This window comes from Methanosphaera sp. BMS, from assembly GCF_003268005.1.
GTDB lineage: Archaea > Methanobacteriota > Methanobacteria > Methanobacteriales > Methanobacteriaceae > Methanosphaera.
This window is the reverse complement of the sequence record NZ_CP014213.1, coordinates 2,107,299-2,124,514: the sequence shown is the minus strand read 5'-3', so window position 1 is coordinate 2,124,514 and position 17,216 is coordinate 2,107,299. Positions and strand designations below refer to the sequence as shown.

The window sequence follows — 17,216 nt, the reverse complement described above, 5'->3', positions numbered from 1 at the left end:
TTGCATAAGTATCTTATCACTTCCAGAATCATCGTCTTTATCCAATATGATTATTGTGCTGGCCAGATGTCAGTAATTTGCTTGAATGAAATTTTACACTTGAAATATATGTCTGGATGCTTATTGAATGAATAGTTTATTTATGATTGGCCATGAAGCTTTCAACTTCATCACTGATTTTATATAGCTGTGATGAGCCTACATGACCAAGGTATGAATTGTAGCATACCAGCTTTGAATTCTCTATGAGTGCATGCATTGGTATGGCATCCAGTTCCGGCGGGAAATATTGATCCTCGTATATTGCTATTATCAATGTATCGGCGGTTATGTCACCGACGATGGATGTCAAATCATAGTTAAGCGTAGCGATGTTTCTGTAATATGCATCCAATACGTCCTCCTGAGCATCCTCTTGTGCAAATTCATCCATATACTTGTTGATTTGGTCTATGGGTTGATCCATATAGAATTGTCTTGACAATCCAAAGGAATACATTGCCTTACTTGACAACATTAGGGATCTGTTCAAATCCGATTTCACGTCCCTGTTGTTAAAATCAGGGTCTGATTCTATTATGTCATTCATTACCTTGGCCAGAATATAATTTTGTCCACCGACTCTATAACTGCTGACAAGAGATATTAAAAAATCGATGGTGTCCGGGTATACTGCAGCCCAGCATATGGCCTCGAATCCACCCATTGAATTACCGATTAAACCCCTGGGATGAACGATATTCAATGCATCCTTTAAGAATTTCCTATTGAAGTTTACCATGTCCAATATACCGTACTCGGGATAATCGGAATGCAATCCTGATACGCTGGGACTACTGCTGCCGGCGGTTCCGAGAGTGGACAGAGATACGAAAAATAGTTTATCGGTATCAAAGGCCATGTCCTTACCTATTAAGCTGCTGATTCTCTTAATGGACGCATAATTTCCGCTGGTACCATGGAAATATACCACTGCATTGGTTATATGACCTTCATCATCATATATTGGAGTTCCCAACGTTAAATATTCCACCTTCTGTGCTTCAAGTTTTCGACCACAGAGAAATTCAAATTCATCTAATATATAATATTTAGCTTCAATCGATTCAATATCCATAATAATCAAATCCAATTATTTTAAAAAATAAAATTTGTAGTTAATAATAAAAAAAATAGTTTAAAAAGAGAGATGATAACTTAATTATCATCCAGTTCACGATGGAAAGTACCTTCCCCATCATTTTCTTCAACAATACTTATACATTTATCAGCTGATTCTCGCAATATCTTTTCAGCTGAAGGGTAATCCTGTGCTGTTACCATAATCCTATATTTAGGAGCTCCAACACATTGAACTTCAACATTATCGTTTTCAATAGATTGAAGTGCTTCTATGATTACTTCAACACCATTGGATTTATAGGATGTAATATCCACATAACCTGTTATTTGAACCTCAGGAGTTGAAATATTCTTCTTGGCAACGTCGGTTATGACTCTAGCCCAATCTTCATCGACGTCAATATCCAAAAGTACACTTTCACCATCGTCAGAGGCTAATTCAAATCCTTCATATAAGTCTCCGAATTCCTCCATTATCAGATAACCCACTTCATCATATGCCTCATCCAATGACTTGTTTAATTCCTTAGCGGATATTTCCAATAATTTTTCGGCTTTTTGTTCTATCTTCCATTGCTGAATTCTACGTGTTCTTTGATCTTCACGAATACGTTTTAAAGATGCATCCACATGACCTTTCTTTGGATTTACTCTTAATACACGTGCCACGATTTTCTGATTTTCACGAACATAGTCACGAATATTTTTGACCCATCCGGAAGATACTTCGGAAATGTGAATGAATGCTTCTTTACCTTCATATTCCTCTAACTTTGCAAATGCCCCATAATTTAATACTTTATGGATTGTTCCAACAATTAGATCACCTTCTTCAGGCCATTCCTTATTTACTCGTACCATAATATCACCTGATTTAGCAATCCATAAATCAAATTATTTAATGTTCTAAAACTTCTACGATTTGTGCATAGATTTTGGAACGTCCACCTTTTGGTTCAACTAATGTTTTACCGCAGATATTACATTTAACTGTACTTGCTGCGTGGTCGAATATGATTTGATGGCTTTCGCAATCTCCACATTTAACTTTTAAAAAATTACTTTCCTGTTTAGCCATTAATAGCCCTCCTATTTTTTTAATTGAATATCCATTAAAAAAAATAATGCTATAATCATCTGTCAAAGAGTCTTATAACATTATTTGTCGATATCTATTCTGATACGAATTCAACTTTTCCTGCACGGAATCCTGAACCTTTAATGTGAGCTTTTCCACATTCTTTACATTTGTATCTTAAATCTAATTTTTTAACAGGTTTACTACCTGATGGTAACGGCCTTGGATAACCTCTGTAACCAGCGGTTACACGCCTGAACTGACGTTGACCCCATTTTAATTCACTTGCTTTTCTTCTTTTAGCTGTTTGTACTTCATGTACTGTGTGTCTTTTACATTTTGGACAGTAAGTCCTTCTTTCTTTTGGTATTTTCACCTAATTCACCTCATTTTATTTGTGACTAAAAAATTATCCTTTGAATAAATAATTCTTCTATTATATTTTCTTAAAGTAATAACAACAAGTCTTACTTCAAAATATCCATTATAGATACTGATAAAAATTCCGTTTTTAATCCTTGGAATTATTTATATAAAATTTTAATTATATACAAAATTAACTAATATTATGTTTTTTAATTCTACGATGAATAATAAAACTAGTTTTAAAAAATAATGTAATATATCCCATTTAAATCGTTTTTAATGATATTACAACCAGTTTTTTCCAATGTATATAATATTTATTACTAAATCCTAATTATTCTATAAAGATAGAACAACCAATGATTTATCTATATTATATTATGATAACTATCTATATTTATAGTTATGGAATTTGTTTGAAATATTGAAAAATGAGTAATGTAAAAATGTAGCCAATCCCAGATAATAATCCAAAAATGGAAAGTTATGTTAAAAAAGAGGAAATTATTTGATAATGTTGACCACATTGTTGTTTTTTAATATTTCGACAATAGATTTAGGCAACAATGCCACATCCTGTATGTCAAATGGACCATATGTCTTTTCATCTTCATCCAATACATCGGTAGGCAAAATATTGACAAATTCAACCAATACTTCATCATCAAATGAATCTTCAATAACTGAATCATAACCCCCTACATTGCCATCTGCAGAGTCATCGTCATCTTTCATTTCAGGATGATTTTGAGATTCATCGGCCAAAACGGGTGCGTCGACTTGATTATCCTCGTCTGAAGCAGACAAGGTTGTTTTGTCATCAACAGAGTTCGTTAAAATCTCTTCAACTTGAGACGTTGATGAGTTTGAATCGGCGGCCGCATCCGAAGACGCGTTAATCTCATCGGATATTTCCGCATTTTCATTATTCTGAAGAGTTACACTATCATTGTCAGGTACTTTTGGCCCTTCAATCGGTGCTGTCATACTGCCTGTAGCTTTTTGTCTGACCGGATTGTTATCTTCATCCAATAATACGTCATCCGGTGCTTGACCAAACATTGCCGCTACCTGACTAGCATCAAGCTTTTTAGGCCTTATATTTTTAACTTTGCTGTCAATTGAAGAATCCACACTACTGACATCGGCAATATCCATCAGATTATCATTGGATTCTGTATCATCAGAGTTTGAAGTCTCGGCAATATCATCCCGGGCACTCTCTTCTAGAATATCTTCCCGTACAACAGTTTCATTGTCAGGTTTTATTGGTTTGAAACCGATTTTGTTGGTCTTTTTCTTTTGTGGGGTGATGTTTGTTATTAGACCTTCACGATAGGAGATTAATTTATCCACTACTTCACGATATAACTGTTCTTCCTCGGGTGTGGTATTATATGGAATTTCATCATACAATTGAGAATTCTTATCATGACCCTTGAAGAGATTATGGGATCTTTGAACATTGGTAATAGCGGAAGTTATGATTTTTACTTCTCTTCGTTCACAGATTTCACTTGTGATTCTCTGTGCATCCCTTAATTGATATGCTTCCAAAGAAAGAGGGTTATCATTGACAATTTTTAACAAATCCTGAAGATATTTTGAAGCATCTCCATAGAATCCTTCGTCAACTTCAGATAATGTTCCCGTTGCCCTTTCCTTTTTTTGTATATCTCTTAATGTTTGAAAAAAAGTATCCAACTAAAATACCCCTTTGTATATTATTAAAAAAAATTAAAAAAGAGAGTATAATTTCTCTATTTTATTATAGATTGAAAGTTATTCTTCTTCTATTCTTGGTGCTAATAAGAAGGTTAATTCCCCTTCATCATTTAATAGTTTTAATGATAATGTTAATGGCATGTCGTTACCTAATGCTATAAATGTACTGTCAGCAAATTTTTCTGCTTTTAACATTTCTTTAATGTTTTCTATAGCAAATATTGAACGTACGTTTTCTTCCACTTGTTCACCATGCAAATATTCCACTTCTGCATCTGCAAAATCCCCGACTGCAGTTAATGTTAAATTATCAGGGTCAACTGCAAATGCTACACGATCCGCTACAATTTCTATATCCTGTATTGTTTCCTTGAGTGTTGCTATAGGCATTGATATTTCCACAGGGTATTCTATTTGTGGTGGTGTTGGTGCATCATACTCCAAATCTATGAGCTTGACTTTGAATGTTTTTTTAACGGCACCTTCAAATGTTATAACTAAACTACCTGCATCGACTGTTAATTCCATTACATCATCAGATTTTGATCTTTTGAGTACTTTCATTAATTCTTCGGTATCAAGGTTTAATTTTATTGGTTTGTCACATTCATATATATCGAATAAGCTTTCTTTTAGTTCCAGGTGTACATATGTAATGTGGCTTCTGTCTATTGCATTTAGTCTTAGACCATCTGAGTCTACTTCTATTTGTACTTCATCGACTATTGATGATATTGCATCAAAACTCGTTTTAAAAATACTTGGATCACTTAATACTAGTTTAAACACGATGTAATACTCTCCTTAAATATAAATTATTTGAAAAATTTCTTTTCATTATAATTAAATTTTTGACAATAATAAATAATATAGTTAATGATTGTTAAATTATCAAAATAAAAAAAGTTCATATAATAAGGTTATTTGGGGTTATGATGGATTATTGAGGGAAATATTTATTAAAAGACATTATTACATATTCATATTGAAAAATATTCGTTATTTATGTTTTTTGTCATCTTTCTTCGAATTATTTGAGTCCATAGTATTGTACATATTTCCTAATCCAAATAAGTTAATGATTTCCTTATAAAATGCCAACACTATTATAATCATTCCTATAAATATTATTCCTATTGATAGTGAAGCATGTTCTCCATACATAACATTATCGGATATTTTTGCAACTTCCTCAAATGCCTGGATGATACCATATATAATTATTAAAAATCCGGCCAATATTAATGCTATCTGTGTTAAGTTTCGTTTATTTAAATGCAGTTTATGATAAAATGAAGTATTCTTTATCTTTTCGGTGTCAAATTGATTCAATAGAGGTACACCATCTTCATCAACTTTAACATTGTCAACGACTTTTGTATCGGATTTCTTATTTCCATGAGTTAATTTAGGTTTAACTCTGATTTTAGGGGTTTTTTTACTATCCTTTGTTATAACAAGTTCATCAGAAGATTTAACTTTGGATGAAACTGATTTTTTAACCTTGTCTTTTAGACCTGATGATTCCACCTTAGAATGACTCTCAGATAACTTTGAAAGTTCATCGGACTTTTCGGCAATCCTATCGGCTTCTTGTGATGCTTTGACGGCCTCCTGTTCAACCCGTTTAGTATTCAATTTATCGGAATTATCAGGATTATTAATATCCACTTCATCTATGACATCCATGATTTTTACGGCATCCTGACTATTCTTTTTAGAGCCATCATTAGCAGAATCTGAATCATCAGAGGACTCTTCATTAACAAATTTTTCCAATCCTTCATCTGTTTCAATAAACATACCGGATTCAGAATTATATTCAGGTATTGATTCAGCATCCCTTATTTCCAATTCATCAAAGACATCATTTTCACGTTCAATGGTGAAAGTAGTATCTTCCATTTCATTAAGTTCATCCAAAGGATCATCAACTAATGAATCGTTAACCTTTTTATTGTTCTTTTTAGACACCATAATCACTGTCATAAATTTTTTTATAGATTAAAAATACTAAAATCATAATACATTATGAAAAGAGTTTAACCTTATTAATATATTATTATTCTTTTTAATTAAATAAATTACTATTAAAGCATGTAAAAATCATAAAAATTATAAGAAATATGATGCTTAATCATACTCTCTCCAAGTGTAGTCACAGTCAGTACATCTAAAGAATCTTGTTTCGGATTCATCTGCACTACGTGTTTGCTGTAACCACCAAAATGCAAGTTTATTCTGACATTTTGGACAAATCACCTTAATGGTTGGTAATGTTTTTACATTGTCATCTGTTACAATAACTGTATCTTCTGCATTAACCTTTTCACTGACTTCATACTGTTTTTTAGACTCTTCTGTTACTTTCTTTTCATATCCGCAACTATCGCATGCAAAAATACCATCCTTTGGAAACAGTACTTTTCCACATTCTGGACAAAACTCCATTGATATCCTTTCTCCTAAATTGTTAATATAATAATATATTTGTAATTACTATACAATATAATTAATTGAAAAAATTGACTTAGAATAAATTAAACAACAAGTAACGAAATTACAATATTCCCGCATCTTCAAGAATTTTCTCATGATCAAATGCCAGACAAAGCATTTTAAGTTCATCCAATGTAAAAAACCTGGCATCCTTGGCATCAGAACTTGATTCAAGAGTACTGCCCATGATACTGCATTTATATGCAACTGTCACGGTATGTCCGCGAGGATCCCTAGCGGGATCGGAATAAACACCAACCAATTCATCAATGGATATGTCAAGATTAGTTTCTTCTTTTGCCTCACGAATACAAGCATCCTCCACACACTCCCCATACTCGACAAATCCACCGGGAAGTGCCCATGAATCCTTATAGGGATTATTTAACCTCTTGATAAGAAGCAGTTTTTCATCATCCATTATTATTGCATCTACAGTCAACGCGGGATTTCTATATTCTTTCATAAAAATAAATATATTCAATCTGATTAATATAATTAGGCTAAATCATGCAAAAAACATAGCTTAAAAGGTAATGTGCCAGATAAAATCAAAAGAAGTTATGTATTTGAAAATATATCGAAATCAGGAAAAAAAGTATTGGATAACAATCCCTTAAAAATAATAAAAAAAGTTAATGTAAAAAGAGTCAATGACTGAAATATATTTATTTGAATGCTTTTGCTACGGCATCCTTGAATTCACTGGCTTCCTCTTTAATGGTTTCAGATGCAGTTTTAATAGATTCCCTTGGATTTGGACTGTCTACTTCAAATTCAGGCTGTCCAACTAATGGGTGAGTTATATCATATGCTGCGGCTGTCACCTCATCCTGTGACATCAATCTTTTTCTTAATATGTTACAGATTGTATGACTTTCCCCTGTTACTTCAAATACTAATCTATTATCTTGTTCTTCTACAACTTTCATTCTTTTAATCCTCCATAATTTACTGATATCTTACGCGTATCCTTATGTCCACATTCACATTCGAGTGTATGGGTTTTCTTATCCAGTTTCATGAATTTACGGCAATTGACACACATTGCCTTAATGACACCCAAATCATTATTGGATGTTGTTAATTCAATATAATCATTACTGTATACGTTTGCAACTCTTGCCTTTATAATATCCCCTATCTTGAATAGGTAATGTAATGTTTGAATATAATCACTTGTAGCCTTAGAAATATGTATATAACCCTTATATCCAGTTATCAAGTCCCTATCGGTACCTATGATTTTTTTAATGGTGACCAATGCCTTGGACGATTTGACTTCTGTTATGTAACCTATCACCAAATCATTCTTTTTCAATGACCTGGGTGCATTATCTGCCTTTATTTTTATTGACTTGTTCTTTTCGTCAATGGATATTTTTCCAGCGATACTGGCTTTAACATAACCATCATCCACATAGGTCCAGTCAGATGGCATATACTCTTCATAGGCACATAAGACCTCTCCGGGAAATACATATTCATTTTCTTTATGATTCATAATTACTACCTTATCATAAAAAAGGATTTATAAATCTAATTTTTCAACAATTAATATTATATTAATATTTGCTTTTTATTAATTATAAAGATTTGCAAAAAAATCGGATATATGTAACTCCAGACATCTATTGAAAAAAAATAATAATTCGTTTTTATCGGTTGGAAAAAAGGGTTAGAGCAATATCCCACTTTCAAAAAGAATAAAAAGGGTGGATTAGACTAGGTTCATTTTACTTATAGATTTGACCTATAACTGTTGATCATGGATAATGATTTCATCCATTAGGTAATCATCCCAGTCTCTAATACCCAAAACAATCTGAAGCTCCTGCGGTGTAAGTACAGGTTTCTTATACATTGCACTGTCATCTATTGCTATTCTTGGACATGCCGTCATGACATATGCATCCAGATTAAACGGCAACATTCTATCAGGACTTATAAAGTCCATATTAAGTATTTGAGCTTCAAATCCATATTCATTAATTATCTTCTTAAGACGTATTGCCAAATCAAATCGTAGCTGTCCTTTCTTGGATGATAGTACTATACCAAAGCTTTTTGCTTTTTTTGCCTTGGTTATTCTGGCAAATCTTATCCTCAGTATTCTATCATAGAACTCTTCAATATCCCTACTTTTTCCCGTGAACGGGTCCGCAAGTATGACCTTTTTCTTGGTAAATAATCTTACGCCCAGAGCATGGAAGTCACCGCTGCCGACATATATTATCTCATCAACATCAAGATTCTTTATGGAAGTGAAGTTGCATCCAAGTACCTGGGCTACGGAAGTGCCCTTTCCGCTGTCGACTTTCACTTCATATCCATGGGACTCTATAATTTCCTTCATCTGACCAAGCTTATGCATATGTTGAGCTGTTGTTATAAGACCCACTGTATTCGTGGATTCATCCAGTTTATCCATGGCATCCTCAATTGGACTTACCACGTCACTGCTGCTTGATGCCTCGATAAATAAAACAGGACAATCCGTTTTGATAGGAAGAGGAGTGTGTGCGAAATGAACAACCAGGTCAATGTGATGATTGACCTTATTATCCGCCAAGTCACATGCACCAAAACATGGATCTGCATCTATGATAATGTTAACATATGGCACAACTTCCTGTATACTGTTTGATACATCAATAGCATCCGTCTTTAATCCTTCCGGAAATTGAAGAATTATATTTTTAGCATCCAACCTTTCAATCTCTGATTTTATCTGTCCTATTTTATAATCATATTCAATAACTGGCATCCCTGATTACCTCTATTTGTCAACAATCGTTACTTTTCCATCCACCATCTTGATTTTAACCAATGTTTCGAGTTTATGATTGGTGTTTCTTTCAACAATCATCTTACCATCATCCTTCTCTATAGGTACTATTATGTGAATAATGTTTACTCCAATCTCATCAAGGGCTGTGATGACACTGGTTAACGTTCCGCCGGTACTTACAACATCATCTATAAGCAGGACATTATCATCCTTTTTTAGTCCATTGATATACAGTTTACTTTTTCCATAACCTGTTTTTTGATTAACCTGTTTTTCTCCTTCAAGACCATATGACCTTTTTCTGACTACTACAAAGGGTATGTTTGTTTTTAATGATAATGCCGTGGCCAGTGGTATTCCCATAGCTTCCACTCCGACAATCTTCTCAACATTACTCAAGTCGAAGTTATCCGTAATGTAATCCATAACACTATCCAATAACTCCGCTTCAACTAACGGTACACCATCACTTATTGGATGTACAAAATAAAAATAATCCCCTTTTTTAACAACAGGACACTCTATTAATGATTTTTCTAACTTATTTAACATTGGACATGCTCCTAAAATATTTACTTATATTATACTATTATAATTATAGGATTAATAATTAACTAAATAACAAAAGAAAGCTACAAAGCTAATGTTTAAACTCTCTGTGAAAATATTATATTAACCAGTATCAAACAATATGTTCATAATTAATGATTTTTTCATTTATAACATATACATTTAAATTTAAGGAGTATTAATAATAAAATAGCACATACAATTTAACAATTATATAAATTCATTAATGATAAATAATTAAATAAGAAACGGATTATATTGTGGAATAAATATGAAAGCATCGGATGAAGAAAAATGGGACATGAAACTAAATGTGAATACCTGCGTATATGACTATAGTCAGGAGGACTATCAAAATTATGGTTATGATCCAACGCCATATGTTGTATTAGAAGAACTTGTAAAATTAGATTTGATAAAAAAGGATGATATAATCGTTGACTATGGATGTGGAAAAGGAAGAATAGGATTTTTTTTAAACAACCAGGTAGGCTGTAAAGTTATAGGCATAGACCATAATAAAAGATTGATTAAAAAGGCAAAAAATAACCTGGAAAACTATGGTTATACAGATGATATCAAATTTGTTTACTCCAAGGCAGAAGAATACGTGCCGGATGAAGCGAATTGTTTTTATCTATTCAACCCATTTTCCAGCAAAATATTTAGGCAAGTATTGAAAAAAATAGAAGAATCTAAAAAGAATAATCCAAGAGAGATTTTAATATTTTTTTATTACTCTACAATCGAATACAAAATGTATCTGCCAACAGAAAAGAGATTGGAATTAATTCAATCGATAGAATTTGAAGAAAACATTATAAATGATGTAAATCCCGCTAAATTGGATGTATATATACTTAAGTAAATATGTTAGGATGATATTCCATTATAATGATTAGTATAATTGCTTTAAAAATACAAAAGAAAAATTTTATTAAATATTTAAAACTTATATATTATACAGTTATAGACTAACAATTATAAAAGTAAGACTAAAATTATTTTAATACAATAACCATTAATTAAAAGGAGGTCAAGTGATGCTTGAAGGATTAAGTGACAGTCTAACAAAAACAATGAAAAAATTAGCTGGAATGTCAGTAATTGATAAGAAAACACTCAAAGAAGTAAATAAGGATATTCAAAAAGCACTCATACAATCGGATGTAAACATTAAAGTTGTATTTGCATTATCCAAGAAGATAGAAAAAAGAGCCCTGGAAGAAGAACTGCCTAAAGGATTAAGTCCAAAAGAACATGTAATGCGTATTGTATACCAAGAACTAGTAAATCTAATCGGTGAAAAACCAGAAAAACTAGAGATTACGCACAAACCATACATTATAATGATGCTGGGACTTCAGGGTAGTGGTAAAACAACCACCACAGCCAAGTTAGCAAGACACCTTAAAAAGAAAGGATATAACTCTGCAATAATATGTACAGACACATGGAGACCAGCCGCATATGAACAGTTAAGGCAACTTACCGAACCTATGGACGTACCCGTATTCGGAGACCCGGAAAACAAGGACGCTATTGACTTGGCTAAGAAAGGACTGGCAGAATGTGAAGACAAATATGACGTGATACTTGTAGATACAGCCGGTCGTCATAAAGAGGAACAGGACTTGCTTGATGAAATGAGCGAATTAAGTCAGGTTGTTGAGCCTGATGAGGTAATACTTGTAATTGACGGTACCATCGGTCAGCAAGCACGTAGCCAAGCTGAAACATTCAAACACACAACAGACATAGGATCCATTATCGTAAGTAAATTAGATGGTTCAGCAAAAGGTGGGGGTGCACTATCAGCGGTAGCTGAAATTAAGGCACCTATTAAGTTCATAGGTACAGGTGAACGTGTAGATGACTTTGAAGCATTTGACCCTGAAAGATTCATATCCAGACTTCTTGGTATGGGTGATATTGAAACATTAATAGAAAAGGCCGAGGAAGTAACATCAGCCAAAAGTGAACAGGAGATGCTTGACTCCATTGTAAGCGGTAAGTTCACCCTTAAGGACATGGAAAACCAACTTACAATGATGAACAAGATGGGACCCGTTCAGCAGATAATGAAACTTATTCCGGGTATAGGTAATCAGTTACCTGCAAATGCATCCAAGATTACCGAAGAAAAACTTGGAATGTACAAGATATTAATGCAATCAATGACTGATTATGAACTGGAAAATCCTGAAGTAATCAAGAAATCACGTATTCAACGTATAAGTCGTGGTGCCGGATTAACAAACGATGACGTGAAGGATTTACTCAGATATTACTCAATAACCAAAAAAGCACTAAAAGGAATGGGAAAACGTAACATGGGCGGACCTATGGGTAAACTCATGAGACATATGTCCCGATAACCCCCCAATATTATTTTTTTTGTCAGACATCCCGTAATCTTATTGTAAATCAAAGCCATTGGTCGGCTTAACGATTGAAGAAATGCCGGTAAACATATTTAACATTAAGGACAACATAGAATTTATTGATGCTATAGTTAAAATTGAAAAGTATTACATTTTATTTTAAGTTAAAGATTCGGGAATTGAATTCAATCTAGTTATGGAATATGAACCATTGTCATTTATAATATTGCCTTATTAAATAACATAGCAGATAAATTTAATGTCCAACATTATACTTTTTCATAAGTAACCCATTTTCTTATGATGAAAAATTAAAATTCTTAAAAATTTAAAGTTTATTCGTTCAAATGCAAAAACTTTATTAAATAAAATATTTTATATAACTAAAAAAATGTATGAAGATGATTTAATTATGGTTAAACGAATTTCATATCTAAACAAGCTCAATAAATTAAAGGATACAAAAGAAATAAAAATAATAACGGGAGTAAGACAATCCGGAAAAACCCATTTATTACAAAAAAATTAAAGATAAAAAGATATTAAATAACCTTCAACAATTAAATAGATAACTCTTCATAATCGGATATGATCTTTTCTACTCTTCTTTCATATGTATGTTCCTTGACAAGATCAGGATTGACTGATTTGATTTTCAATGCTTCCTGAATCTTATCTTCAAGTTCTTCCGGCTTATCATAGTATACCACTGCCTCCGGGAACAAGTCCTCTATACCCTTTACGTGATCTGTCAGTATGACACTTCCACATGCTATTGCATCAAATATCCTGTTTGATATGAATCCACGTTCTCTCATGTCATCCCAGTGATCATTGAGCAGTATTTTGGTAGATGAATATGCCCTGTATAACTCATCATTGGAGATGTATTCACCATATAGATATTTTTCATCAATGATTGACTCCCACATGGCACCATATACCCTTAACTGGTGTTTAGTAGGAAGCAAATCCTTTAGAATCTTTCTATAGACCAATCTTGAGTTTCCAACAAACAATAATTCCGTATCATACTCCTCATCATATTGATTTTTGAACCTATTTATATCGGTACATTGAAGTAGACTTTCCACATCAACATCAAGCAATTCATTTAATTTGTCCGCCCAGTATGCTGAGGCCACATATACCTTGTCAAAGCTATTGTATTCACCCAGTGTTATGTCATCCGGGTGTGATATGTTCCACATTATATTATAGTGCTGGGACTTTGGAGTATAGACGGATAATCCACGAAGTACGAGTATTATGTCATATAATCCATCGTTAAGATTGTCCCAGTCATCAAGCAGTTGTATCTTTGAGTAGTATGACTTGTTGTTGAATTCTCTTTGTAGGTTTCTTCCGAAGAAGTAATCCCCCCACTCGAATTTATTCTTGCTTCTAGGTATTGGTGCCTTGATTAATACCTTAGGATGACTGACGTAATCTGCAAGTATTGACACGAATTGATTTGCTCTTATGTCATATGTATGATTACTGAGTACCATATTCTGTAATTTAAGTACCAACTCATCACGTTTATCGTCATTTTGAAGATAATACTCTATCTTTTTATTTAAATCTTCCTTGGAGTGGTATTCCGGTAGAAGTCCCTTGAACAATTCATTATTTCCCAGCACCCCGTTTGTAATTACCAGTCTTCCTGATGCCAATGCATCAAATACCCGACTGTTTACTGATCCATACTCCTTTGTCACGTGATTTGCATCATCTATCACTATCTTTGTTGATGCATATAACCGGGGCATTTGTTCATAGTTGATAAAGCCCTTATGATACTTTCTCAAATGAGGCAGTTTTTCCCAATTGGCCCCGTATAGATTAAAGCTATACTCCAAATCATCAGGACTTAAACAGTTGATTATATCACGGTCGGCATTCCAGAAACTACCCGTGAAGCAGTAGTCACACCTGTACTCATCAACGGCTTTGATATCTGTGTTGAACATTGAGGTATCCGTTGCTATAGGAAATAGTATTGGGTTGAATCCTGTATGTTCTTTAATGTATTCCATTGCTTTTTTACTTGAGGCCAGTACCAAGTCAAAGTCCTCAAAGAAGTCCTGTTCTACCCATCTTTCTATCCAATTTCTTACCCATGCAATCTTTACAAGCATTGTGTTTTCTGATTCTATCTGGTTAATGTCATATTTATCCAAAAGTGATATGACAACGTCAATGTCGCTGTCGACCTCGTAGGCACTGCTTTCATATTCACTATGATTTATGGCCAGAAATTCTGTTTTATAGCCAAGTTTTACAAGACTGTCGGATAATCCCAGTGCAGTGAAGAAATCTCCTGCCTGTACATTTCTTCCCCTTTGTGATACGACCAATCCCACCTTTAATGGATTGTCAGTGAATAATTGATTGTTGTTGATTTTATCGAGGAATACTTCTTTTTTAAGCCATGTGTTCCATTTTTTAGTAAATACTTCCTTATTTCTTATTCTGCGATTTCTTACAATGTCCTGTTCATTTGATTCCTGTGTACCGAATTCATAGTGGAAGAGTACTGATTTTGGATTATAGTAATTTTTATATCCCTTCCTGTATAGCTTTAAACATAAATCCACATCCTCAAATCCGTATTCATATTCATTGTCAAATCCACCGACTTCCATATACTTGGATTTTTCCACCAATAGCGTAGCTGCTGTTACTGCCACCCTTTCTTTTGGTGTGTTGTCTTCAAATTCATATGGCATGCCGTTATCCTTGTTATATGGACGCACATATCCATCCTTCTGATTAAACACTATGCCCGCATGCTGGATGGTATATGATTTTTCAGTATTGTAAACTGATGATGATGCATCAGGATATATCAACTTTGAACCTACCGCCGCTATGTTGCTGTCTGATAGTGCCGTGTCCATAAGGTGGTTTAGCCATCCGGGACATACCTCCATGTCATTGTTTAAAAACAGCAAATAGCTGCCCTTAGCTATTTCAACTGCCTGATTATTGGCGTATGAAAAGCTCCTGTTTACCTCGTTTTGTATTAGTGTGATGTTTAATTCATCCGCGTATTCGTTGATTATGTCGATTGATTCATCTGTGGAATTGTTATCCACGATGATCATCTCATAATTGGGATAGGTGGTTCTTTGTTTGAATGTCTTGAATAGTCTTCTTAGGTGATGTGCCCCATCCCTGTTCAAGAGTATTATGGATACCATCGGTGCATTGGTGTATTGGGTGTATCCGAATTCCCGTGTTTTTTCATAGATTTCCCTTTCATAGTATTTTTCATCCTTATTTACAATATGACTTATTGTTCGTCCTCTTCCTTCCTTTTTACCAACTGTAATATAATGAACCAATGGATTTTGTTCGTTTTCCTTGACATCAGGGTTATAATAAAGATAATAGTTTGAATTAAAGTCTTTTGAAGGATTTTTCCCCTCATATGCACCTTTGGTCACGTAATGCTCTATAGGATTTATTAGGTAGTATTTTACATCATCATATTTTTCAAGATAATATTCCTTGTCGAATAATCCGGACTTTTCGATGATATCCACCTGGTGGGCTATGTAATTTTCATAGTCACGGTCATGTCTTTGCATTTTCTTTGTCTTTAATGGTACACGGTTTTCCTTTTTACCGCTTTGCAGGTAGTGAACATATGGGTTATTTGCCTTTGCCCTTACATCAGGGTTATATTCAAGATATACTGATGTGTCAAATGATTTGGATGGATTTAACCTATCGAATGCCCCTTCTTTAACGTAGTGTTCTATGAGGTTGATGTTTTGATTTTTTAATTCTTCTTTTTGTGATACGTAATATTCCTCATCGAATGTATTTGAGTCATCGATTATACGTACACATGCATCCACCTGCTCCTGAGTTAATTCCAGGTGTGTTTTTAACTGTTCATCCATCCCCTTGACTACATAGTGTATCAGTGGGTTCATGTCATCGTTTATCTTGTTCTCGTTATTTATCTGATAGTATACAGTGTCGAATTGTTTTGAGGGGTTGGCCCCTTCATCTGCTCCAACAAGCAAGTAATGGGTGAAGCAATCAAGGTTAGTGTCTTTAAGTTCCGGATATTGCGTATAATAGTATTCCTCATCGAAAAGGTTATTGTCATATATCAGTTGTTTATATGTGTTTATTTCATCATCAGTTAATTTACTGCTGCATTTACGTCCCTCTTTGGCTCCATACAATACGTAATGGACGAGTGGATTAATGTTTGATACGCGTACGTCCCCATACATCTTAAGATAGTATTTTGTATCAAAGTCTTCTGATGGATTTAAACCATCCTTATATCCTATTTCCAAGTAATGATCCAGCAAATCCATGTTCTCTTGTGTTACTTGTGGATATTGATTGATATAATATTCATAGTCGAATAGATTCCCTTCAACTATCAGTCTTCTTGCATCCTGCTGTTTTTTACTATTAATTTTATCTTTGAGTAATTCCTTTAACAATGTTGACACTACCTATTGGTTTATAATAATTGATTATTTATCTAAAATAATATATAACATTTTAAAAAGGAGGAGAAATAATAGAAAATAAAAAAAATGAATGGTGGATGTTGAAATATATAGATGGGATTAATAAAATTTAAATATAAAATAATGTAAGTTAATTTAACGTCAAAACACATTCATGATTATCGGAGTAATTTCAA

16 protein-coding genes are annotated in these 17,216 nt (G+C 33.5%); 2 read left to right on the top strand and 14 right to left on the bottom strand.

Annotated features, from left to right (window positions below):
* Nucleotides 1–136: 136 nt before the first annotated feature.
* From AW729_RS07790 to hpt, 13 genes are all read right to left on the bottom strand, one after another.
* Nucleotides 137–1,117 (bottom strand): alpha/beta fold hydrolase, encoded by a 981-nt coding sequence (locus AW729_RS07790; RefSeq protein ID WP_112124580.1) that lies wholly within the window; start codon nt 1,115–1,117, stop codon nt 137–139.
* A gap of 80 nt (nt 1,118–1,197) precedes the next feature.
* Nucleotides 1,198–1,983, bottom strand: coding sequence for a translation initiation factor IF-2 subunit alpha (locus AW729_RS07785; protein WP_112124579.1), 786 nt, complete (start codon nt 1,981–1,983; stop codon nt 1,198–1,200).
* A 37-nt stretch (nt 1,984–2,020) separates the two neighbouring features.
* Nucleotides 2,021–2,200: a 30S ribosomal protein S27e gene (locus tag AW729_RS07780; RefSeq protein ID WP_112124578.1), complete on the bottom strand. Its 180-nt coding sequence runs from the start codon at nt 2,198–2,200 to the stop codon at nt 2,021–2,023.
* A gap of 94 nt (nt 2,201–2,294) precedes the next feature.
* Complete coding sequence (locus AW729_RS07775; RefSeq protein ID WP_112124577.1) at nt 2,295–2,576, bottom strand: 50S ribosomal protein L44e; 282 nt, start codon at nt 2,574–2,576, stop codon at nt 2,295–2,297.
* A 494-nt stretch (nt 2,577–3,070) separates the two neighbouring features.
* The gene (locus AW729_RS07770) at nt 3,071–4,270 is read right to left on the bottom strand and encodes a hypothetical protein (RefSeq protein WP_112124576.1); all 1,200 of its coding nucleotides are present in this window, start codon (nt 4,268–4,270) and stop codon (nt 3,071–3,073) included.
* 78 nt (nt 4,271–4,348) lie between these two features.
* A complete protein-coding gene (gene pcn, locus AW729_RS07765) occupies nt 4,349–5,080 on the bottom strand; it encodes a proliferating cell nuclear antigen (pcna) (protein WP_112124575.1) in 732 nt (243 codons plus the stop codon).
* A gap of 210 nt (nt 5,081–5,290) precedes the next feature.
* The gene (locus AW729_RS07760; RefSeq protein WP_112124574.1) at nt 5,291–6,265 is read right to left on the bottom strand and encodes a hypothetical protein; all 975 of its coding nucleotides are present in this window, start codon (nt 6,263–6,265) and stop codon (nt 5,291–5,293) included.
* A 159-nt stretch (nt 6,266–6,424) separates the two neighbouring features.
* The gene (locus AW729_RS07755) at nt 6,425–6,742 is read right to left on the bottom strand and encodes a transcription factor S (RefSeq protein WP_112124573.1); all 318 of its coding nucleotides are present in this window, start codon (nt 6,740–6,742) and stop codon (nt 6,425–6,427) included.
* A gap of 109 nt (nt 6,743–6,851) precedes the next feature.
* On the bottom strand, nt 6,852–7,256 hold the full coding sequence (locus AW729_RS07750; RefSeq protein ID WP_112124572.1) for an NUDIX hydrolase: 405 nt from the start codon (nt 7,254–7,256) through the stop codon (nt 6,852–6,854).
* A gap of 202 nt (nt 7,257–7,458) precedes the next feature.
* A complete protein-coding gene (locus tag AW729_RS07745) occupies nt 7,459–7,722 on the bottom strand; it encodes a DNA-directed RNA polymerase subunit L (RefSeq protein WP_112124571.1) in 264 nt (87 codons plus the stop codon).
* Nucleotides 7,719–8,294 carry an exosome complex RNA-binding protein Csl4 gene (locus AW729_RS07740; protein ID WP_112124570.1) on the bottom strand — a complete coding sequence of 192 codons (576 nt, stop codon included), beginning with the start codon at nt 8,292–8,294 and terminating at the stop codon, nt 7,719–7,721. The genes AW729_RS07745 and AW729_RS07740 overlap by 4 nt, the downstream gene beginning before the upstream one ends.
* A 249-nt stretch (nt 8,295–8,543) precedes the next feature.
* A complete protein-coding gene (dph2, locus tag AW729_RS07735) occupies nt 8,544–9,557 on the bottom strand; it encodes a diphthamide biosynthesis enzyme Dph2 (protein WP_112124569.1) in 1,014 nt (337 codons plus the stop codon).
* A 12-nt stretch (nt 9,558–9,569) separates the two neighbouring features.
* The gene (gene hpt / locus AW729_RS07730) at nt 9,570–10,133 is read right to left on the bottom strand and encodes a hypoxanthine/guanine phosphoribosyltransferase (protein ID WP_112124568.1); all 564 of its coding nucleotides are present in this window, start codon (nt 10,131–10,133) and stop codon (nt 9,570–9,572) included.
* A 289-nt stretch (nt 10,134–10,422) separates the two neighbouring features.
* Between hpt and AW729_RS07725 the strand changes: the two genes are divergently transcribed.
* Together AW729_RS07725 and AW729_RS07720 are read left to right on the top strand one after the other, a co-directional pair.
* Entirely contained in the window at nt 10,423–11,019 is a 597-nt protein-coding gene (locus AW729_RS07725; RefSeq protein WP_112124567.1) for a methyltransferase domain-containing protein, read from the top strand.
* 175 nt (nt 11,020–11,194) lie between these two features.
* Entirely contained in the window at nt 11,195–12,529 is a 1,335-nt protein-coding gene (locus tag AW729_RS07720; RefSeq protein ID WP_112124566.1) for a signal recognition particle protein Srp54, read from the top strand.
* 566 nt (nt 12,530–13,095) lie between these two features.
* Here the strand turns inward: AW729_RS07720 and AW729_RS07715 are convergent.
* The gene (locus AW729_RS07715; RefSeq protein ID WP_112124565.1) at nt 13,096–17,010 is read right to left on the bottom strand and encodes a glycosyltransferase; all 3,915 of its coding nucleotides are present in this window, start codon (nt 17,008–17,010) and stop codon (nt 13,096–13,098) included.
* Nucleotides 17,011–17,216 lie beyond the last annotated feature (206 nt).

Excerpts from the sequence above, each read along its gene's own strand:
- AW729_RS07725 (WP_112124567.1), top strand. The coding sequence starts at position 10,423 with ATGAAAGCATCGGATGAAGAAAAATGGGACATGAAACTAAATGTGAAT.
- AW729_RS07755 (WP_112124573.1), bottom strand. The coding sequence starts at position 6,742 with ATGGAGTTTTGTCCAGAATGTGGAAAAGTACTGTTTCCAAAGGATGGT.
- AW729_RS07790 (WP_112124580.1), bottom strand. The coding sequence starts at position 1,117 with ATGGATATTGAATCGATTGAAGCTAAATATTATATATTAGATGAATTT.
- AW729_RS07750 (WP_112124572.1), bottom strand. The coding sequence starts at position 7,256 with ATGAAAGAATATAGAAATCCCGCGTTGACTGTAGATGCAATAATAATG.
- hpt (WP_112124568.1), bottom strand. The coding sequence starts at position 10,133 with ATGTTAAATAAGTTAGAAAAATCATTAATAGAGTGTCCTGTTGTTAAA.
- dph2 (WP_112124569.1), bottom strand. The coding sequence starts at position 9,557 with ATGCCAGTTATTGAATATGATTATAAAATAGGACAGATAAAATCAGAG.
- AW729_RS07720 (WP_112124566.1), top strand. The coding sequence starts at position 11,195 with ATGCTTGAAGGATTAAGTGACAGTCTAACAAAAACAATGAAAAAATTA.
- AW729_RS07780 (WP_112124578.1), bottom strand. The coding sequence starts at position 2,200 with ATGGCTAAACAGGAAAGTAATTTTTTAAAAGTTAAATGTGGAGATTGC.
- AW729_RS07785 (WP_112124579.1), bottom strand. The coding sequence starts at position 1,983 with ATGGTACGAGTAAATAAGGAATGGCCTGAAGAAGGTGATCTAATTGTT.
- AW729_RS07745 (WP_112124571.1), bottom strand. The coding sequence starts at position 7,722 with ATGAAAGTTGTAGAAGAACAAGATAATAGATTAGTATTTGAAGTAACA.
- AW729_RS07740 (WP_112124570.1), bottom strand. The coding sequence starts at position 8,294 with ATGAATCATAAAGAAAATGAATATGTATTTCCCGGAGAGGTCTTATGT.